This window comes from Pedobacter psychrodurus (assembly GCF_032678585.1).
In the GTDB taxonomy this organism is placed as follows: domain Bacteria; phylum Bacteroidota; class Bacteroidia; order Sphingobacteriales; family Sphingobacteriaceae; genus Pedobacter; species Pedobacter psychrodurus_A.
The window spans coordinates 74065-94118 of sequence record NZ_JAVTSN010000012.1 but is presented as its reverse complement, the minus strand read 5'-3'; the positions used below and the strand labels follow the sequence as shown (position 1 = coordinate 94118).

Annotated in this window: 16 protein-coding genes; 11 read left to right on the top strand and 5 right to left on the bottom strand. The window is 38.4% G+C overall.

Annotation, left to right across the window (positions count from 1 at the left end; genetic code table 11):
* Positions 1 to 378: 378 nt before the first annotated feature.
* The 3 genes from R2S57_RS10130 (at position 379) to R2S57_RS10120 (ending at position 3205) form a co-directional block, all read left to right on the top strand.
* Positions 379 to 1467: a PQQ-dependent sugar dehydrogenase gene (locus R2S57_RS10130; RefSeq protein ID WP_316844930.1), complete on the top strand. Its 1089-nt coding sequence runs from the start codon at positions 379 to 381 to the stop codon at positions 1465 to 1467.
* 296 nt (positions 1468 to 1763) lie between these two features.
* Positions 1764 to 2492, top strand: coding sequence for a CoA transferase subunit A (locus R2S57_RS10125; RefSeq protein WP_316844929.1), 729 nt, complete (start codon positions 1764 to 1766; stop codon positions 2490 to 2492).
* 53 nt (positions 2493 to 2545) lie between these two features.
* Entirely contained in the window at positions 2546 to 3205 is a 660-nt protein-coding gene (locus R2S57_RS10120; protein ID WP_316844928.1) for a CoA transferase subunit B, read from the top strand.
* A gap of 116 nt (positions 3206 to 3321) precedes the next feature.
* On the opposite strand, the gene R2S57_RS10115 is transcribed toward R2S57_RS10120, so the two are convergent.
* Both R2S57_RS10115 and R2S57_RS10110 read right to left on the bottom strand, forming a co-directional pair.
* Positions 3322 to 3966 (bottom strand): uridine kinase, encoded by a 645-nt coding sequence (locus R2S57_RS10115; protein WP_316844975.1) that lies wholly within the window; start codon positions 3964 to 3966, stop codon positions 3322 to 3324.
* A gap of 2 nt (positions 3967 to 3968) precedes the next feature.
* Positions 3969 to 5498: a LysM peptidoglycan-binding domain-containing protein gene (locus R2S57_RS10110; RefSeq protein WP_316844927.1), complete on the bottom strand. Its 1530-nt coding sequence runs from the start codon at positions 5496 to 5498 to the stop codon at positions 3969 to 3971.
* Positions 5499 to 5780: 282 nt separating this feature from the next.
* On the opposite strand from R2S57_RS10110, the gene R2S57_RS10105 reads away from it, so the two are divergent.
* The 3 genes from R2S57_RS10105 to R2S57_RS10095 all read left to right on the top strand — a co-directional run bounded on the left by R2S57_RS10105 (position 5781) and on the right by R2S57_RS10095 (position 10676).
* A complete protein-coding gene (locus tag R2S57_RS10105) occupies positions 5781 to 6260 on the top strand; it encodes a DNA starvation/stationary phase protection protein (RefSeq protein ID WP_316844926.1) in 480 nt (159 codons plus the stop codon).
* A gap of 105 nt (positions 6261 to 6365) precedes the next feature.
* On the top strand, positions 6366 to 8201 hold the full coding sequence (locus R2S57_RS10100; RefSeq protein WP_316844925.1) for a UbiD family decarboxylase: 1836 nt from the start codon (positions 6366 to 6368) through the stop codon (positions 8199 to 8201).
* Positions 8202 to 8249: 48 nt separating this feature from the next.
* Positions 8250 to 10676 (top strand): hypothetical protein, encoded by a 2427-nt coding sequence (locus R2S57_RS10095; RefSeq protein ID WP_316844924.1) that lies wholly within the window; start codon positions 8250 to 8252, stop codon positions 10674 to 10676.
* 51 nt (positions 10677 to 10727) lie between these two features.
* On the opposite strand, the gene R2S57_RS10090 is transcribed toward R2S57_RS10095, so the two are convergent.
* Both R2S57_RS10090 and R2S57_RS10085 read right to left on the bottom strand, forming a co-directional pair.
* Positions 10728 to 12266 carry a hypothetical protein gene (locus R2S57_RS10090; protein WP_316844923.1) on the bottom strand — a complete coding sequence of 513 codons (1539 nt, stop codon included), beginning with the start codon at positions 12264 to 12266 and terminating at the stop codon, positions 10728 to 10730.
* A 21-nt stretch (positions 12267 to 12287) separates the two neighbouring features.
* Complete coding sequence (locus R2S57_RS10085) at positions 12288 to 13301, bottom strand: hypothetical protein (protein WP_316844922.1); 1014 nt, start codon at positions 13299 to 13301, stop codon at positions 12288 to 12290.
* Positions 13302 to 13500: 199 nt separating this feature from the next.
* Between R2S57_RS10085 and proS the strand changes: the two genes are divergently transcribed.
* The 5 genes from proS (at position 13501) to R2S57_RS10060 (ending at position 19776) form a co-directional block, all read left to right on the top strand.
* Positions 13501 to 14973 carry a proline--tRNA ligase gene (gene proS / locus R2S57_RS10080; protein WP_316844921.1) on the top strand — a complete coding sequence of 491 codons (1473 nt, stop codon included), beginning with the start codon at positions 13501 to 13503 and terminating at the stop codon, positions 14971 to 14973.
* 202 nt (positions 14974 to 15175) lie between these two features.
* Positions 15176 to 16366: a cystathionine gamma-synthase gene (locus tag R2S57_RS10075; protein ID WP_316844920.1), complete on the top strand. Its 1191-nt coding sequence runs from the start codon at positions 15176 to 15178 to the stop codon at positions 16364 to 16366.
* Positions 16367 to 16535: 169 nt separating this feature from the next.
* Positions 16536 to 17387, top strand: a complete 852-nt coding sequence (locus tag R2S57_RS10070; protein ID WP_316844919.1) for a TIGR02757 family protein — start codon at positions 16536 to 16538, stop codon at positions 17385 to 17387.
* Between the two features lie 116 nt (positions 17388 to 17503).
* Positions 17504 to 18118 carry a Crp/Fnr family transcriptional regulator gene (locus R2S57_RS10065; RefSeq protein ID WP_316844918.1) on the top strand — a complete coding sequence of 205 codons (615 nt, stop codon included), beginning with the start codon at positions 17504 to 17506 and terminating at the stop codon, positions 18116 to 18118.
* Between the two features lie 1010 nt (positions 18119 to 19128).
* Positions 19129 to 19776: a response regulator transcription factor gene (locus R2S57_RS10060; protein ID WP_316844917.1), complete on the top strand. Its 648-nt coding sequence runs from the start codon at positions 19129 to 19131 to the stop codon at positions 19774 to 19776.
* 32 nt (positions 19777 to 19808) lie between these two features.
* Here R2S57_RS10060 and R2S57_RS10055 read toward each other — a convergent pair whose 3' ends face one another.
* Positions 19809 to 19982, bottom strand: coding sequence for a hypothetical protein (locus R2S57_RS10055; RefSeq protein ID WP_316844916.1), 174 nt, complete (start codon positions 19980 to 19982; stop codon positions 19809 to 19811).
* Between the last annotated feature and the right edge of the window lie 72 nt (positions 19983 to 20054).

Sequence of the window (20054 nt, the reverse complement as noted above, 5' to 3'; positions counted from 1 at the left end):
ATTACAAAGTGATGTTAAAACTTTGGGCAGTAGCGATCGCATTAGGATTGCTTCGTGCCTCGCAATGACGATGTTTCTTTATATGGTGTCAGACGTTACCATTTGACACGCTGAAAACAATATTTGCGATAAAATCGCAAGATTGTTTATGCACGCGTTAAAACGAGCGCAGGCTCAAAACGAATGTCATTAAGTTAAAGGTTCTAACCACAGATAAAAGCAGATTAACACGGATTTTATATCTGTGTGCATCCTTTCCATCTGTGGTTAAATTATGCTACCTGTATAGTTGTGGTATCGGATGTTATCATCTGACAGCAAGCTAGAAAAATAAAACTTTTATAACCCTAACGCTGTTATTTTTAAAACGTTACGGTTATGAAAAAAATCTTACTCTGCCTTTTTGTGGTAATAGTTTCCACAACTTGCAAAAAGAATAATGATGGTAATGAAGATCCAGGTAGCTTACCTGATGTAGAACTAAAATCAAAAGTTGTTGTTTCTGGATTAAGTTTGCCTTGGGAAATGGTATATGGGCCAGATAATTTTATCTGGTTTACCGAAAAAGCAGGTAAAATCAGTCGTTTAAATCCATCAACCGGGCAGGTTATACCATTGCTTACCATAAGTGAAGTGCGCACGAACGGCGAAGGTGGTTTATTGGGCATGGCGCTCCACCCTGATTTTTCTTCAAATCCTTACGTTTATGTGGTTTACGGTTACGGAAGTTCATATAAAGCTAAAGTAGTGCGTTACACTTATGCTGGTGGGATTTTAAGCAGTGCGCAGACTTTATTGGATCAAATACCCGCAGCTTCTATCCATAACGGTTCGCGTTTGTTAATTAGTGGTGGTAAACTTTTTATCAGCACTGGCGATGCCTCTGATACGGCGAATCCTCAAAATATAAACTCCCTTGCGGGTAAGATTCTAAGAATTAATTTAGATGGCTCTATTCCGGCTGATAATCCTTATCCCAATAATCCGGTTTGGTCTTTAGGGCATCGGAATGCTCAGGGCTTGGTTCAGGTTGGCAGCAAAATATTTTCTTCTGAGCACGGTCCCGATTCGGATGATGAGATTAATATTATCGAAAAAGGAAGGAATTATGGATGGCCGAACATCAAAGGTTTTTGTAATGAAAGTGGCGAGCAATCGTTCTGCAGTTTGAACAATGTAGTAGAACCATTAATCAATTGGACACCAACTATTGCCCCAAGCGGTTTAGCCTATTACAATTCTGATTATATTCCCCAGTTTAAAAATTCGTTATTGTTAGCGGTGTTAAAAGGCACTAAATTGATGCAACTCAAATTGGATGATGCACAAACAAAAATTACGGCAACAAAAGATTTTTATGTAAATACTTATGGTAGAATAAGGGCAGTTTGCCAATCGCCAGAAGGGAAAATTTATATCTGTACCAGTAATGGGAGCGACGATAAAATTATAGAAATTGCGAAATAAGTTTATTTCTTTTTATTGCCGGGACACTTTTTACAGCGTTTACCTTTTTTAAATTTCTCACAACATTTCTTGTGTTCAGCCGTGCAGCTGAAAATAAAACCCATTCCTTTTTGAAACTCAGGATCGGTGGGTAATATGAATAGACTTTCTTCTCTCTCGTAAATCATTGCAGCACAAAGGTAATGGTTATTTAGATTAATTCCAATCAATTAATATTCCTAAGAGATTTAAAAATTATAAATGCCGGATTTTTGATGGCAATTTGTAATTTAGCGAACTAACCAAAAATTCATAAAATGATAAATAAAGTGGTATCTGGGGCTGAAGAGGCTATCAAGGACATATCAGACGGTGCTACCATCATGCTTGGCGGTTTTGGCCTTTGCGGGATTCCGGAAAATTGTATAAATGCTTTGGTAAGCAAACAGGTGAAAAATCTCACTTGTATTTCGAATAATGCCGGAGTAGATGATTTCGGCATTGGTTTAATGCTGAAACAGCGTCAGGTGAAAAAAATGATCTCTTCCTATGTAGGTGAAAATGCAGAATTTGAACGGCAGTTGCTTAGTGGTGAACTTGAAGTAGATCTTATTCCGCAGGGAACTTTAGCTACGCGATGTCTGGCCGCCGGATATGGCATGCCAGCAATTTTTACACCCGCAGGTGTTGGTACCGAAGTGGCTGAAGGTAAAGAAGTACGCAATTTCGATGGTAAGGATTATTTGATGGAGTATGCATTTGATGCAGATTTTGCGATTGTTAAAGCCTGGAAAGGAGATACGGCCGGTAATTTAATCTTCAGGTCAACCAGCCGGAATTTTAATCCTGTAATGGCGATGGCGGGTAAAATAACCATTGCTGAAGTAGAAGAACTGGTAGAGGCTGGCGAACTGGATCCTGATTATATCCATACACCCGGCATTTATGTGCACCGGATTTTTCAGGGTAAGAATTATGAGAAAAGGATTGAACGGAAAACGGTGAGGAAGTCAGCAGTCGGGAGTCGGGAGTCCGGAGTCGAGTAGTACATTCGAAGATTCAGTCATTCTATCATTCAAAATTCAATCATTCAAAATTTATGTTTTTAAAAGAAGAGATTGCACAACGCATCGCTAAAGAAATAAAAGATGGCTACTATGTTAACCTGGGGATCGGCATACCGACTTTGGTGGCCAATTATATTCCAAAGGGAATTAATGTAGTCTTACAATCAGAAAACGGTTTACTGGGCATGGGGCCATTTCCTTTCGAGGGAGAAGAAGATGCTGACCTAATTAATGCCGGAAAACAGACCATTACAACCTTACCTGGATCATCAATTTTTGATTCGGCAATGAGTTTTGGGATGATCCGCGCTCAAAAGGTAGACTTAACCATTTTAGGGGCCATGGAGGTATCAGAAAACGGTGATATTGCCAACTGGAAAATTCCTGGTAAAATGGTTAAGGGAATGGGTGGGGCGATGGACCTGGTGGCATCGGCCAAAAATATTATTGTAGCGATGCAGCACATCAATAAAGCAGGTGAAAGTAAGTTATTGCCGAAATGTTCCCTGCCATTAACAGGTGTAAGGTGCATCAAAAAGATTGTAACTGAACTGGCTGTTTTGGATATTTTACCAGAAGGGGGTTTTAAACTTTTGGAACGTGCTCCAGGAGTGAGTATTGAGTTTATACAACAATCTACAGCGGGGAGATTGGTGGTGGAGGGGGAGATCCCAGAGATGAGGCTGGATTAAGTATTTAAGGGGATACAAACTACGCTCTTAGAATATGAACGTCCTTCGACTACGCTCAGGATGACAAAATTTAGTATTAAAAAGAAGTCAAGTTTTTAAAACTTGACTTCTTTCGTTTACTGTATATCTACTAAAATACTATTTCTTAAATCGTTCGAAATGTCTTCCGTAATGGCAATAATTTCGTCGGGTTCGTTGGTGTTGTTCATTACTACTTTATTGCATTCGCCACGATATGGCAGCAGGTACTCTTTATAGGCTGGTACAACATGATTGTGCCATTTGTACAATACGTCTTCTTCTGGATAACCACGTTCCAGGCCATCACGTTTGATGCGGCGGTCTAAGGCTACCTGTTCATCTGCATCAACAAAAATGGTATGGTCCAATAATGCAGCAATTTCTTTAAAGTGAAGGATAAAAAGACCTTCAACAATAATGATTGGTGCCGATTTGATCTCTAAAATTTTAACTACAGCCAATGGGTTATTAAAATTGTATTCCTTTTTGTAAACCACTTCACCGCTCATCAACTGCTTAATGTCTCTCAAAAACTGTTCACTATCGATGGTTGATGGCAAATCGAAATTGTATAATTTATTTTCTTCCTGGGTCATGTCGCCAGCCGGGATGTAATAATCATCCTGCGATACCAGCGTTACTTCATCTTGTTTAAAATGATGTAAAAAACAGTTTAAGAAAAATGTTTTACCCGATCCGCTACCACCGGCAATACCAATTATGAAAGGCTTTTTGTTCAAACTCATTGAGCACTATAAGTTAAATTGCAGAAAAAACGCTTGTCTAAAGCACCCAACGAATCGGCTACGGCTTTAGTCATTACAATGATAACATCTTTTGTGGATTCGTTCTCTGTAAATTTACCAACAACTTTGGCGAAAGTGGTACGGTTGGTCATAGGGTTGGTAATCTTAATTACCCTGCCCACAGGCGCTGTTCGGTGTAAAACCAACATTTTTGTACCGTCGAGATCCTGATCTGCAATCCAAACTGCAGTGCCTTTTTCTTCGATCTGGCTTAAGCCATAAACACTCGGATCGCGGCGGAGTTTAGGATCTTTAACCATTGTACTGTCTGGTTCATTTTCCTGATCCTCTTTAGAAGCATCGTTTACCGATTTCGGTTGTGGCGGTTTAGGTATAATCAGTTTTTGATCTACCTTGATGTTATTGTCATCCAATTTATTCGCCGTTCTGATCTGATATGCCGTTAAATTATATTTTTTAGCAATCGAAAAGATATTTTCGCCGGTAGCTACCGTATGGATAAAACTTTCTTCTTTTACTACTGGTGTTTCTTTAACTTTTGCCTCTGCCTGTTTTTCTTTTGGCACCTGAACATCGGCAACAATTCCACCAGGTACTTTTAAAACCTGACCAATAGTGATGGCGTTATCGGGTAAGTCATTTAATTTCCTGATCTGATAAGCCGTAATACCATATTGTTTAGCGATGGTGAAAATGGTTTCGTTTCTTAAAACGGTATGTGAACCTGCTGCATCCGCAGATTTATTCTCCTGAGCTGGTTTTTCTTCAGCGGCTGCTGCAGCTACAACCTTATTCTCGTCGATATTTTTCGTTGCCGGAATTTTAAGCTTCTGCCCAATGCGGAGGTTATTCCCCGACAGGTTATTTGCCTTTTTCACTTCTTCAACGGTGGTGCCATATTTTTCGGCTATTTTGCCTAAAAACTCTTTTGGCGCAACGGTATGCTCGATCATGGTTTGATCTGCCGATGGTGTATTGGCAGGAGGTGTTTCTGTATTATTTTTTGCTGGTGGTGTTACCGGAGCAGCTGTTGCGGTTGGTTCGCCGATTTTAGCAGGGATTTTTAAAACCTGACCGATACTTAAATTATTTCCGGTGAGGTTGTTAAATGCTTTAATCTCATTTATCGTTGTGCCATATTTTTCGGCCAGCATGTTTAGGTTTTCTTTTGCTTTGATGGTATGCTCGATCACATTACCCGTTGAAGCATTTTGCGTTGGTGTAGGGTTTGCTGATCCTGTTGCGGTAAAAGGAACATTGGTAGGTACCTTTATAATTACCCCAACCTGAAGGAATTTATTGTCGTTAAACGCCATAATGTCTTTAGGCGCAACATTATACCTTCTCCCGATCGAATAATAAGTGTCTTTTGCTACGGTTTGGTGAACGATCAGTTTTTTGCCTTTATTATTTTCTACACCGATAGAGTCTCTAGCTGTGTTGGCTTTGGCATTTGCAATGTTTAAAGCAAATAACACTACAGCAGATAAATATATTTTATGCATTTATTTTATGTAAATTTTTAAGTCAAAGGGAGCAATTATACGAATAATATTGTTAACCATCTTAAGTTGTGCTGTTCGTTTTTAAGTAAAAATAAGATGACTTTAACTTTGTAAATCCGATATGCTATTCATTAACAAATGTTTATAATATGGTTGTTTCGTTTAATGTTGAATATTAAACGGTTTAATAAATAACGTATTGTTCAAAAGACAAAATTGGAGAAACTTTTATAAATTTGGGTTGTTACGTTGACAGTAAAACACATTATAAATCATAAAAAAATGGACGCTAAAGAAATAAGCTTAAACGAAAAAGAAGTTAAACCAGTGGTTGATCTGTTAAACGATTACCTGGCTAATTACCACATCCATTATCAAAAACTGAGAGGTTGCCATTGGAATATCAAAGGACAAAACTTTTTTACGCTTCATGTGAAGTTCGAAGAATTATATACCAATGCACAGTTAACCATTGATGAGATTGCCGAGCGTGTATTAACCTTGGGAAAACCACCACATAGCCGTTTTGCTGATTATATTAAAGAATCTAAAATTAAGGAGATTGATACCATTGGTTTAAAAGACCTTGATATGGTGGATGCGATTTTAGACGATATGGCCGCATTGATCGAGTTGGAAAGAGAACTTTTAGAAGCTTCAGACGCCGCCGGTGATGATGGAACGAACGATATGGTAAACCGCTTTATGCAGTTTAAAGAGAAAAATACCTGGATGTTACGTTCTTTCGCCGGAAAGAAATAATATTGTTGAGCAGGTTAAAGGGCCTCATGTAAGTAGCTTTATTGTAAAATCTGCTTATATGAGGCTTTTTTGTTTTATAGAAAGTCTAATTATTTATCTTTGGGCATGGCATACAAAAGTTTAGCAGAATGTGTATCAGATCTTGAAAAACACGGTCATTTAATCAGAATAAAAGAAGAAGTAGATCCCTATTTAGAAATGGCAGCCATCCATTTAAGGGTTTATGAAAATAAAGGACCGGCACTGTTATTCGAGAAAGTTAAAGGAAGCCCTTTCCCTGCGGTTTCAAATTTGTTTGGAACCTTAGAAAGATCGAAATTTATTTTTAGGGATACGTTACCAAAAGTACAACAATTGGTATCGTTAAGAAATGACCCGATAAAAGCCTTAAAAAATCCATTTAACTATGCAGGTTCAGCAATGTCGGCATTATCTGCCTTGCCACTAAAAACACCTTCTGCAAAAAGCAAATTTTTAAAAACAAGTATTAGTCAGTTGCCGCAGATTGTAAACTGGCCAATGGACGGTGGTCCTTTTGTAACCATGCCACAGGTGTATACCGAAGATGTAGACAAACCTGGTGTTTTAAACGCAAACCTGGGGATGTACCGCATCCAATTGGGCGGGAACGACTATGTACAGGATAAAGAGATTGGATTGCACTACCAGATCCATAGGGGTATAGGCGTGCATCAATCGAAAGCCAATGCTTTAGGCTTACCATTAAAAGTAAGCATTTTTGTGGGTGGTCCACCTTCACATCCCTTAGCGGCTGTAATGCCATTGCCAGAGGGTTTGTCGGAAATGACTTTCGCTGGTGCTTTGGGCGATAGAAGATTCCGTTATTTTTATGATGAGGAAGGTTTTTGCATCTCTGCGGATGCTGATTTCATTATCACAGGTACGGTTTATCCAAACCAAAATAAACCTGAAGGACCTTTTGGCGATCACTTAGGCTATTATAGCTTAACCCATCCGTTTCCTTTAATGAAAGTGCATCATGTATACCATAAAAAAGATGCCATCTGGTCGTTTACCGTTGTGGGTCGACCACCGCAAGAGGATACCAGTTTTGGGGCTTTAATCCACGAAATTACAGGTTCGGCAATACCTCAGGAAATACATGGTTTAAAAGAAGTTCATGCGGTAGATGCTGCTGGCGTTCACCCTTTGCTTTTTGCCATTGGCAGCGAACGTTATACCCCTTACTTAAAAGAAAGAAGACCGCAGGAAATTTTGACTATTGCCAATCACATTCTGGGCAAAAACCAGTTGAGTTTGGCCAAATACCTGTTTATTGCGGCCAAGGAAGATGATCAGCATTTAAGCACCCACCATATTGAAGATTTTATCAAACATATCTTAGAACGGGTTGATTTAACAAAAGATGTTCACTTTTATACCAACACCACTATTGATACGCTTGATTATAGCGGCGATGGACTAAACAGCGGTTCGAAGGTAGTAATTGCCGCAGCTGGAGACAAAAAACGTACGTTGTGGAATAAAATCCCTGAGGGGTTGAAATTAAGTGATGGCTTTTGCCAACCCAAAATTGCCATGCCGGGTGTGTTGGTTTTGGAAAGTAACAAGTATCTGAATCCGGAGAAAACAGCTGCAGAAATTGCCATATTAAATATGGCTTTAATCGATCAGGATTTATCAGGTTTGCCATTAATTATACTGGCCGACGACGCAGCGTTTACAGCTGAAACCATTGATAACCTGGTTTGGGTAGCTTTTACAAGGAGTAATCCGGCAGCAGATATTTACGGTATTAATGATTTTACAATCAATAAACACTGGGGATGTAAAGGTTCGTTGATTATTGATGCAAGGAAAAAGCCCCACCATGCACCAGAATTGGTTAAAGATCCTGAAATTGAAAAAAGACTGGATGTTTTAGCTCAAAAGGGTGGTAGCCTGCACGGAATAATTTAGTTGAAAATCTGAATTAAAATTTTGATTTTTAGGCATATCATTCCAAATATGCTTTCAAAATTTTACATCATGTTGCTGTGTACATTGCTTTTTTGGGTAAACGTAAAAGCGCAGGATAAAAAATTAGATAGTATTGCTTCAAATATTAGCCGTTATGCTTTAAGAAATGCCGGGTCGAGTTTATTTGTTCACTTTGACAAGAATGTGTATACCAATAATGATCAGGTTTGGTTTACCGGGTATTTACTAAAGAGCATTACCAACTTAGATCAATACCATACGCTATTCATCACCCTGATTAATAATCAGGACGGCAGTGTGGTGCTCCAGGATAAATTTTTAATCGAAAAAGGTTTTGCTTTTGGGGCTTTAACCCTTCCCGATTCCATACCAAGTGGTTCTTATCGCTTCGTCGCAAATACTAACATTAAGAAAAATAATCAGCCTGATGGTGAATTTGTCCAGCCTATTACCATTAAGGCTACCACTGTAAATCCTTTAACTGCCAGTATTTCTATTTTTAAAACATTTGATGAACAAACTAGAAATGGAACCGTCTTATTAAAAGTTTTATCAAGCGATAACCGTTTTGTTGAGGGGGCTGAGATCAAGTATCAGATTGGAAAGGATAAGCAATTTTTGCAAACTGGTACTGCTAAAAGTAGCGTAATCGGCGAATTGATGATTCATTACCCTGCTCAGAAAATCACGGCAGAAAATAATCTGCTTAGGGTTACGGTGAAGAAAGGAAAAGAAATCAGGTATCTGAAGTTTGAACTCCCGGTAAGCAACCATTCCAATTACCAGATTCAGGTTTATCCTGAAGGTGGCTATCTGGTTGATAATTTATTGTCTAAAGTTGGTTTTGAAATAAAAGATGATCAAGGTGCTGCAATTAAAGCAAGAGCCGTTTTGTACGAAAATGATCTGGCCATTGATACCATGCAAACGGGTTCTATAGGGATAGGTTCATTTTCAATCTGTCCAAAAGCATCGAAGAACTACATTATAAGGCTTTTGACTGATGCGCAGGCTGGCGAAGCATATAAATTGCCGGCAATATTAAAAACCGGAGCGGTTTTAAGCACGGGTTCAGTACTGGCCAATAATGATTTTAGGATCCATCTAGAATCCAATCAGGATGCAAAGGTTTATGTTCTGGTGCATAATTTTTCTAATATCTTACTTCATACCTCTTTAACCTTAGCTGCAGATAAAATTCAAAATATCAGGTTTAAATTAGATTCTGTACCCATAGGCTTGCATACTGTTACGGTTTTAGATGATCATTACAAACCGATTGCTGAACGGATTTTCTTCGCACATTACGATCAGCTCAATCGCGCTGAACTTGTTACAGATAAAAACGAATACAGTACGAGAGATCAGGTGAATTTAAAGCTCAATGTATTTAAAGATAAAACGCCATTGCCTGCGATGGTTTCTATTGCCTGTGTGCAGTCTAATCGGATCTCGGTAAGTAACAACCAGAATATCATCGATTACTTTTATTTAGGGCAATATTTAAACAAACTCCCAAACCAACCGATGGGTTTGAAATATGTTGATCAGGATTATTTAAACGATGTGTTATTGGTTAAAACCTGGAGCAAGTATAAGTGGCCGGAAACCGAGGTAGAAGATACTAGTGGAAATGAAATGCTTTCGAGTTTCGGGTATAAAGGGAACATTACCAGGAAAAAGAAATTGTTGGCGGCTCCTATGGGTCTAAGCACTATCGCTGGAGAAAACCTTAAATTTTTCAATACAGATAGTGTGGGGCAATTTGATGTTCCTTTTGTTAATCTGATCATCGAGGAACCAAAACAGCACGTTTGGTTGAGCATGGCTACGGCTAAATACGATCAGTACGATCTTAAAATAAATGATCCACAGGACGAATTGAAAAAATACCTGATGTTACAGGATTTCGAAGCCATAAACACAAAAGCGGCTGTTCTAAATGAAAGCATGCAAAGCATCATCACACCTGCCGGCATCAGGTTGAAAGAAGTGGTGATCAATAAAACCAAAGATGACAGGACCGATTTTGCGAAAAACGCTTTTGCCAATAAGTGTGGCGACTATGTTTGCCGGTATCATATTTTAAACTGCCCGAATCATGGAGGTGATTATGGAAATACCATGCCGGTTAAGGGTAAAAGTTATGCGAACGGAAGAGGTGGTGGTTCAATTGTTTACCAGGGATGTACAGACCAGGAGCCCAAACCCAATATCACCATTCTGAAGGGCATCAATCTGCCGAAAGAATTCTATGTAGCTGATATTACCAATAAAAATGAACCCATCAATTTTGCAACGGTATATTGGAACTACCAGGTGCTGGTTAATGGAGAAACACCGCTTACATTTAATACCGGTGATTTAACCGGGCAATTTAAAATTATAGTGCAGGGTGTAACGGATGGGGGAGTGGTATATGGGGAGAGGGAGATTACGGTGAAGAATAAATAAAAAGCGGTTCTAATTATTAATCAGAACCGCTCTAAGTCTTTATATCATTCTTTAAAATCTTACCCCAAAAGTTAGAAATACATTGTTTCTATTGCTTTTTACATCAGCAATAGGTTCGGTGTAATCATCTAACAGATAAGGGCTAGAACTAAAGTTTGTTTTGTAGTTTTGGTAAGCCAAATCAAAATAGTAGTTGTCTACGCGGTAACCTAATCCGCCTGTGTAGTATTGACCCTGGTAAAATTTATTGTCGCCACCTTTAACGCCGTTGCCATTTACGCCATAACCTGCACGTAAACTAAACTCATTAGTTACTTTTATCTCTGCACCAACTCTATAGTTAACAGCTTCTTTATATGATGCCTTAATAAAAGCGTTGTTGCTGTTTATTGTTGAAAGATCTGAACCGTTAGAATCTGAAAAACGCATTGAAGAATAGTCAATATAATCAACATCTGCCGATATTAATGCTGTACCAGCAATTACATAACTGATACCTGCTGAAGCTTTTAAAGGGGTACGCAGGTTGTATGTAAATGAATAATATTGAGTTGGATTATTTGATTTGCTTGGTGCTGTATTTGCATTTCCGGCAGTGGCTGCCTGTAGTGTTTCGCTGGTATTATCTTCGATATTCATCCAGGTTGGTGTTTGGAAATTTAAACCAATCCTTAATTCATTCACTGGTCTGAAAATAGCTCCCAATTTTAAATTAAAACCACCGCCTTTGGTTTCCTGATTTCTGAAGTGGGTAAGGTTATAATTTTCATTTCCATTATAACTAGGTAATTCAGGTAAAACCGCACCGTCATTATACGAGTTAAGAATGCCCGACTCAGTAAAAGTAGCATCGCTGGTATATTTTACATTAACAAAACTTGCTGTTGCACCAATATACACCTTGTTTCCGAAGTTAAGCGCACCCGCTACGTTAAACTCAGAAGTAGAACCTAAACGTGATTCATCCCAAGTTTGTTTGAAATTAGCATTATTATAAGGCTCAGCAGAATATTGATTAGGAAACGTTGGTGTGTTCTTATTGATAAGATTACTATAATAGGCATCACCGGCAATGCTATTGCTTATTCCAAAACTATTGGCTTGCTCCGCATACGAATCCCGGATTGAGCTGTTGTTATTTATACCATTATAACTGATGTTATTGAGGAAGTCGTTGTTGCGGGTATAACTTAAACCAAATACCGTACTTACCAATCCCTTATCCACGTCAGAACCTTTCATTTTTGCAGCAGGACTATAAAATACCACACCGATATTGTTCAGGTTGATCTGGCTTTTATCAGCTTTGATATTATTGCCTAAATATGAACTTCCGTTGGAAACTGAATTAAATTCGGGCGTAATGCTGAACTCTGATTTGGTAAATAAACCCAATCCGGCAGGGTTTGCATTAATTGAACCGATATCGCCACCAACACCGATCTGCGCACCGCCCATTCCTTTAAATCGTGAAGAGCTGCCGTAATTGGTTTGCGAGAAGCGGAATGCATCTGGTGCATAACTTTGGGCATATGTTGTTCCCATAGCAGCTACTGTAGCTACTAGAGAAGCCAGGATGATTTTTTTCATTTGTGTGTTTAGATTTTATAATTAACCTCTTCCAGCTCTAGATGGTCTTGAACCACCACCGCCGCCTCCGCCGCCAGTAGAACCACCGCCGCCACCGCCATTTGATGGAGGAGGTGAATAAGTAGGTCTGCTTTCAGTTCTTGCAGGTTGTTGTGGGGTATAGTTCTCGTTTCTGGTAGGTCTGCTGCTTTGTGTACCTTGAGGAGCATAACCGTCATTTCTTGTTGGTCTGCCACTTTGGTTATTTTGACCTTGGGCATAACCTCCTGCTTGTGTTCTTGAAGGTCGGCCAGCGTTATTATTAGGTGCATATGATACACCGTTTTGATTGACTACGCCTGATCTGCTTGGTCTGCCTACATTGCCACCATTACCGTTGCCGTATCTTGGTGTACCTCTGTCATCACTACCTGGTCTTGGTCTGTAATTACCTCTATTGGTATATACGCCACCACCGCCGTAGTATCCGCCGCCAACACCCCAGCCTCCGCCATATCCACCGCCCCAACCGTAACGGTCGTAATAAGAATTAGGCCCCCCAGAGTTCCATCCGTAAGGATTATTCCATCCATAACCGAAGTTACCATAATAGAACGGGTTACTCCAGATGCTTCCGTAACCGAAACCGCCGCCCCAGCCACCTAAGCCGTAACCACTGTTCCAACCTAAACCATAACCTAAATAGTTAGACGGTCCGTAGCTGCTGCCATAATAATAATTATCGAAATAAGGATCATAATAACCCTGGAAACTATAGCCATTATAAAAACGGTTTATCCTCGAAGAATAATCCATATCATAATATGGATTGCTTGTTCCGTAATATTCATCGTATTCTTGCTGTTGGCCCTGAGCCTGATATTGCTGGCCCTGTTGGTTTTGCGAAGGAAGTACCACTTCCACTTCTCTAGCCTTCGCTACTGAGTTATATACATCATCAGCAGGCTTAGTTTGAGCCAATTTTGATGTAGCGCATGATGCCACCAACCCAGCGGCGGCAATCATAACAATGGGTAAAAATTTAATTGGTTTCATTGTGTTTATATTTAGTTGTGTGTGTTCACGTAATTTAATAAACAAGTTTCAAAAGTAAAAATTATTAACTATTTATTTAGTCAAAAATACGGCGCAAAATAATTGATTTTATTTGTTAATTGTTTGTAGGCATAAATTTATAAATTTGCCATCGAATTTTACACTTTTTAACACACAAATTACGTTCCAAATACATAACATGAGCAAAGAAATTACAAGTAGAGAAGCAGATTATTCCCAGTGGTATAATGATATTGTATTAAAAGCAGATTTAGCAGAACACTCTGCTGTGCGTGGTTGCATGGTTATCAAGCCCAATGGCTATGCCATTTGGGAAAAGATGCAAGCTGTTTTAGATAAGATGTTTAAGGATACAGGTCACCAAAATGCCTATTTTCCATTATTCATCCCAAAGTCATTTTTCTCTAAGGAAGCTTCTCACGTTGAGGGTTTTGCGACAGAATGTGCAGTTGTGACACATTACCGTTTAAAAAATGACGGTAACGGAAATATTGTAGTGGATGAAACAGCGAAATTAGAAGAGGAATTAATCGTTCGCCCTACTTCTGAAACCATTATCTGGAATACATACAGAGGCTGGATTCAATCGTACCGCGATTTGCCAATCCTAATCAACCAATGGGCTAATGTGGTGAGATGGGAAATGCGCACCAGGTTGTTTTTACGTACCGCCGAATTTTTATGGCAAGAGGGGCATACTGCACACGCTACGTCTCAAGAAGCGATTGAAGAAACCGAACGTATGTTACATATTTATGCCGATTTTGCCGAAAACTGGTTAGCAGTTCCGGTAATCAGAGGACGTAAAACGGCTAACGAAAGATTTGCTGGTGCTTTAGATACTTACTGCATCGAAGCATTGATGCAAGATGGTAAAGCTTTACAAGCAGGCACCTCGCACTTTTTAGGCCAAAACTTTGCCAAAGCCTTTGATGTTAAATTTACAGGTAAAGATGGCAAGTTAGATCACGTTTGGGCTTCATCATGGGGTGTTTCTACCCGTTTAATGGGTGCTTTAATCATGGCGCATAGTGATGATTCCGGTTTGATTATTCCACCGAAATTGGCACCTATACAAGTGGTAATTGTACCGATTTATAAAGGTGATGAAGATTTAGCAAAAATTTCAAGCTATGTAAACGAATTAACCATGCGTTTAAAAGGTTTGGGAGTTTCTGTTAAATTTGATGATAGAGATACACAACGTCCGGGATTTAAGTTTGCCGATTACGAATTAAAAGGTGTGCCGATCCGTATCGCTATCGGTGGCCGTGATTTGGAAAACAAAACTGTTGAAATTGCCCGTAGGGATACTAAATTGAAACAGACTGTTCCTCAGGAAGGCCTGGATATTTACATTGTAAAATTGTTGGAAGATATTCAGCAGAGTATGTTCAATAAAGCGTTGGCTTACCGCGACGAACACATCACTGAAGCCAATAGCTACGAAGAATTTAAACAATTGTTGGATACCAAAGCTGGTTTTATTTCTGCACACTGGGATGGAACACCAGAAACAGAGCAAAAGATAAAAGAAGAAACAAAAGCAACCATCCGTTGTATTCCTTTAGATAATAAACTGGAAGATGGCGTTTGTGTTTATACAGGAAAACCTTCTATCCAAAGGGTATTGTTCGCAAGAGCGTATTAAATTAGTTCTGAGTCATGAATTCGGAGTCCTGAGTCTCCTTGCAGACGACCTACATAAGTTGTAGTCGTGAGTTTGGAGGCGAGAGTCTCCCTGAAACCGATTCAAGAATAAGTTTAGCATTGTTAGCCAGAAGGCCTGTTTTTTTGGCTAACGATTTTAATGTATTAATTAGGTATGAGATTTGAGACATTAGATTTGAGATTTGGATCTCGTCTCATGTCTCAAATATCATGTCTCAAATCCCAATAAGAAAATGAAATTCGCAACTAAAGCTATACATGCAGGTCAAGAACCTGATCCAACAACAGGTGCTGTAATGACACCGATTTACCAAACCTCTACCTATTGGCAAAAATCTCCTGGCGACAATAAGGGCTACGAATACTCGAGGGGAACAAACCCAACGCGTAAAGCTTTGGAAGATTGTTTGGCTGCCCTGGAAAATGCAAAATATGGTTTAGCTTTTTCGAGTGGTATGGGGGCAACCGATGCCGTATTAAAATTACTGCAACCAGGCGATGAAGTCATCACCGGAAACGATCTTTATGGCGGATCTTACAGGATTTTTACTAAAATTTATACCAAATACGGAATCAAATTCCATTTTCTGGATCTTTCCAAGCCAGAAAATATGTTGCCTTACATTAACGATAAAACGAAACTGGTTTGGATCGAAACGCCAACCAATCCAACGATGCAGATTATCGATATTGAGGGCGTGGCAAAAATTACCAAAGAGAAAAATTTAATCCTTACTGTTGACAATACTTTTGCATCGCCATATCTGCAAAACCCGATCGATTTGGGCGCTGATATTGTAATGCATTCGGTAACGAAGTATATCGGAGGTCACTCTGATGTGGTAATGGGTGCTTTGGTTACAAACGATGAGCAACTGTACAAAGACCTCTGGTTTATTTATAATGCTTGTGGCGCAACACCAGGTCCACAAGATGCTTTTTTGGTTTTAAGGGGGATTAAAACACTTCACTTAAGAATGAAAGCGCATTGCGAAAATGGCGAACGTATTGCACATTATTTAAAAACGCATCCAAAAGTTGATAAAATCTATTGGCCGGGTTTTGAAGATCACCCTAACCATGATGTTGCCAAAAAGCAGATGCGTGGTTTTGGAGGCATGATTTCGATTACTTTAAAAGGTGCCGATTTGCAGGAAACCTTTAGGATTTCTTCTAATTTTAAAGTGTTTACACTGGCCGAATCTTTGGGTGGGGTAGAATCTTTAATTAATCATCCTGCTACGATGACACATGGCTCAATCCCGAAAGAGGAAAGAGAAAAAGTGGGCGTAACCGATAACCTGTTGCGTTTAAGCGTAGGGGTAGAGGATATCGATGATCTTTTGGAAGATCTGGCAAATGCGTTAGCATAAGGGGCAATAAAATTCCATTGTCATTCTGATCCGATAACTATCGGATGCAATGAAGAATCTTTTTTAGTTATGCTTATAATTAGTGTTTCATAGGCAACAGATTCTTCATTGCATTCAGAATGACAGCCAGGAAATACAAAGACTATTTACGTCTAAAACAAAGCTAAGGATGCAATTTCTGGAGTTAAAGAATTTTCTTGATAGTAAAGTTGAACAATACAACCAACCAGATTTTATAACAAACGATCCGGTTTGTATTCCCCATCTTTTTGAAAAAAAACAGGATATCGAAATTGCAGGTTTTTTTGCTGCGGTTTTAGCCTGGGGCCAACGGAAAACAATCATCAATAAATGTAAGGAACTGCTTAACCGGATGGATAATGCGCCCTACGATTTTGTTTTAAACCACACCGATGAGGATTTAAAACGTTTGCTGAATTTTAAACACCGTACCTTTAACGATACCGATTTACTCTATTTTATTTCATTCTTTAAACAGCATTATCAGGATTTTGATAGTCTGGAGCAAGCCTTTATTCCACCAAATGATATTTTCCGGTCAGAATATTTAGAAGTTTCGCAAAGGGCGGGGGAGATCGTATATGCATCGGAAGTTTGTTTGTCGGGTGCATTAAATTTTTCGATCGAACAGGCATTGAACCATTTCAGGCAATATTTCTGCTCGTTGGAAGATTTTCCGCATCGCACCAAGAAGCATATTTCTTCGCCAAAGCAAAAATCGACCTGTAAGCGTTTAAATATGTTTTTAAGGTGGATGGTGAGAACAGATGGTAAAGGCGTCGATTTTGGAATTTGGAATACGCTTAAATCAAAAGACCTGATCTGTCCCTGCGATGTGCATGTTGACCGGGTAGGACGCTTGTTGGGTTTGATCAATAGGAAGCAAACTGATTGGTTAACTGCGGTTGAATTAACTGAAAATTTGAAACAGTTTGATGCGATGGATCCTGTAAAATATGATTTCGCATTGTTCGGATTAGGGGTAGAAAAAATACTCTAAGCATTTATAAAATGGAGAAAAGTCAAAAAAAATTCTTTTTTCAATTCTATCTTCTTATACTTACACAGTAATCCTGCTCGAATTAGCAGGTTTTGTCTGTCCCAATTGTTGTCCCTATGCTCGCAGTCAACTTATCTGATGAAGATAGATGGAAAAAATATAATAATTTTTCTCCTCTAGTCTCGGTTTTTAAGAAATTTCATCCCCTCAATGGTGAAATCGAAAAACGCATTAATCAGCATACATTTCCCGTTAGTTATAAGAAAAATAAGTATTTAGTATCACCGGTAGACCGTAATAAATTCCTTTTTTTAATTGTGAAAGGAGTGGTTCGGGGTTTTATTAAAGATGGTACGAATGAGATTACGACCTGGATTGCGAAAGAAAATGAGGTGGTGGGTACGATACGCAATTTATGGATAGAAGGAGACTCGGACGAATATCTGCAGGCATTGGAAGATGTTGATCTGATTGCCATCCCACATGTGCTGTCTGAATATTTGTATGAAAATTTCGCCGAAGCCAACATTGTAGGTAGAAAGATGATGGAATTGTATTACCGTTCGGCAGAAGAACGGGCTTATTTATGCAGAATTTCATCGGCCGAAAAAAGATATAAACGGTTTTTAGTTTCCTTTCCGGGCCTAATTAACAGGGTTTCTTTAAAACATATTGCCTCATTTTTAGCCATCCGGTTGGAAACACTGAGCAGGATCAGGGCTAAGATTTAAATTTTAGTTATTCATTTAATGATTTCCTAACCAACAAACAAGCCCGTAATCACCAAAAAAGACAAATTGTCTGGTGCCCAAATATTTTCTTTATAGTCATTAAGAATTTAATTTCATGCTGTTTCATTATTGGGTAATGATCATGAATAAAAAAATGGTTAATGATTAGTCTTATGGCGATGTCTGTCGTAAGACTGGTTATTAAGATGTACAATTGACGCATCTAGTAGGGATTTTGTTTGGGCACGATTGTCACAACTGTGTCTCAAGTTCGAGCCAACCCCGAATCAACTCCGTACCAACCATGAGCTCGTTATAACCTGATCTATACTGTATCCTATACTAAATTTGTAAACAGTGTAGTTGTTTAAGCTTGTGTTTTTTTGGTTTATACCACTTTAAGTTTACAAACTTTCATCTTAGATTTAGGCTGTTCAACTTTGATTTTTTTCCGAATCTTTAATGTCAAAATCAAAATGTATTACAAGCTGTACATTTTTTAAAATAATTGTTGATTTTTATCAATAAAAATTCTTAACATTAAACGTTGCGTAAACGAATAATTTTAGGTGAATATCTTCATGATGTTAAAACCTTTTAAGACTTGGTGAAGGGATTTAAATGTAATGTGTTTACAAGTATTATCATATTCATATGTATTTATTTTATGATCAATCAGAGCAGGTGGTTGTATGATAAAAACTATATAAATGGGGTTTTAGGCCTAAAAACAATGCCGTTGCAGCCATACATGTTTTCGGAGCATGGAGATTTTATTCGCTAAGCTAATGGTTTCATTAGACGGTTAATTAAAGTTGACGCGTGAAGTAAAACAAGGTTTAAGTTGATTATTTAGGGATTAAACCAGACCTAAGATGAACAAATTTCATAAGTTTTTAACAAAATTGTAGAGATGTGTATAATAATTATTACATGATTGAACAAAAAATTAACTACAATAGCATGTAAAAAAAGTAAATTTTATTAACTTGCACCATATCCTTAAAATAATGAAAACAAAAAATGCCGTAAGTACCTTTAGTGTGCTCATAGCTGATGATCATGAAATCATCCGTCGTGGCTTAAAAGGTTTAATATCAGATTTTTGGCCTGGTGTCGAAATCATTCATGCCACAACTTTAGAGCAGGCGCTTGTGGAAACTGAAAAGTCGCCGAGCTTAATCATCATTGATGTGAATTTACCAGGAGGTAATAACCTTAAGGTAATCGATCAGCTTAAATTGGTTCAGCCTAATGCAAAAATTCTTGTGTTTTCTTCTTTGAATGAGAATATTTATGCAGTTCCTTATCTGAAATCGGGTGCATCTGGATATTTAACCAAAAATGCAGAAGAGTCGGAGATTGTAACCGCCATCACTACCATTTTAGCTGGCAGCCGTTATTCGAGCAGAAATGTTAAAGAGAATATGTTTAACAGTATATTGGGTAATGACGCAGATAATCCTTTTACCAAACTTTCCGGAAGAGAATTAGAAGTTGCGGAATTGCTTACAAAAGGTATCGGTGTATTGGAAATTTCCAATCAATTGAATCTGCAGATGGGTACTGTTAGCACTTATAAATTGAGGCTTTTTCAAAAATTGAAAATCAAAAGCATTATAGAACTTGCTGAAAAGATGAGTATCTACGAAAGATAAAAAGAGTGTTTCACTCTTTTTATCTTTTTCTATTAAACTTTCTTGTTTTTATTAATGGTACCAGCGCCGCTTTCTCCCGACTCGTTCGGGGTTGAGCCTGCTTGGCCATATTTCTCTGAAGCACCTTTTCCATTCTGATCAAAGGATGCCTTTTCTTTGGAAGTACCTTTTGTTTTATCTCCGTTTTCTTTCTCTTTAGTTCCCATACAATCAATTTCTTTATTGGTATAACAATATAAATGGGGCAAAGTTTTATCTCAAAAATTTAGTGGTTATCT

Coding starts and splice junctions, on each gene's coding strand:
- R2S57_RS10130 (WP_316844930.1), top strand. CDS start 379: ATGAAAAAAATCTTACTCTGCCTTTTTGTGGTAATAGTTTCCACAACT.
- R2S57_RS10125 (WP_316844929.1), top strand. CDS start 1,764: ATGATAAATAAAGTGGTATCTGGGGCTGAAGAGGCTATCAAGGACATA.
- R2S57_RS10120 (WP_316844928.1), top strand. CDS start 2,546: ATGTTTTTAAAAGAAGAGATTGCACAACGCATCGCTAAAGAAATAAAA.
- R2S57_RS10110 (WP_316844927.1), bottom strand. CDS start 5,498: ATGCATAAAATATATTTATCTGCTGTAGTGTTATTTGCTTTAAACATT.
- R2S57_RS10105 (WP_316844926.1), top strand. CDS start 5,781: ATGGACGCTAAAGAAATAAGCTTAAACGAAAAAGAAGTTAAACCAGTG.
- R2S57_RS10100 (WP_316844925.1), top strand. CDS start 6,366: ATGGCATACAAAAGTTTAGCAGAATGTGTATCAGATCTTGAAAAACAC.
- R2S57_RS10095 (WP_316844924.1), top strand. CDS start 8,250: ATGCTTTCAAAATTTTACATCATGTTGCTGTGTACATTGCTTTTTTGG.
- R2S57_RS10090 (WP_316844923.1), bottom strand. CDS start 12,266: ATGAAAAAAATCATCCTGGCTTCTCTAGTAGCTACAGTAGCTGCTATG.
- R2S57_RS10085 (WP_316844922.1), bottom strand. CDS start 13,301: ATGAAACCAATTAAATTTTTACCCATTGTTATGATTGCCGCCGCTGGG.
- proS (WP_316844921.1), top strand. CDS start 13,501: ATGAGCAAAGAAATTACAAGTAGAGAAGCAGATTATTCCCAGTGGTAT.
- R2S57_RS10070 (WP_316844919.1), top strand. CDS start 16,536: ATGCAATTTCTGGAGTTAAAGAATTTTCTTGATAGTAAAGTTGAACAA.
- R2S57_RS10065 (WP_316844918.1), top strand. CDS start 17,504: ATGCTCGCAGTCAACTTATCTGATGAAGATAGATGGAAAAAATATAAT.
- R2S57_RS10060 (WP_316844917.1), top strand. CDS start 19,129: ATGAAAACAAAAAATGCCGTAAGTACCTTTAGTGTGCTCATAGCTGAT.
- R2S57_RS10055 (WP_316844916.1), bottom strand. CDS start 19,982: ATGGGAACTAAAGAGAAAGAAAACGGAGATAAAACAAAAGGTACTTCC.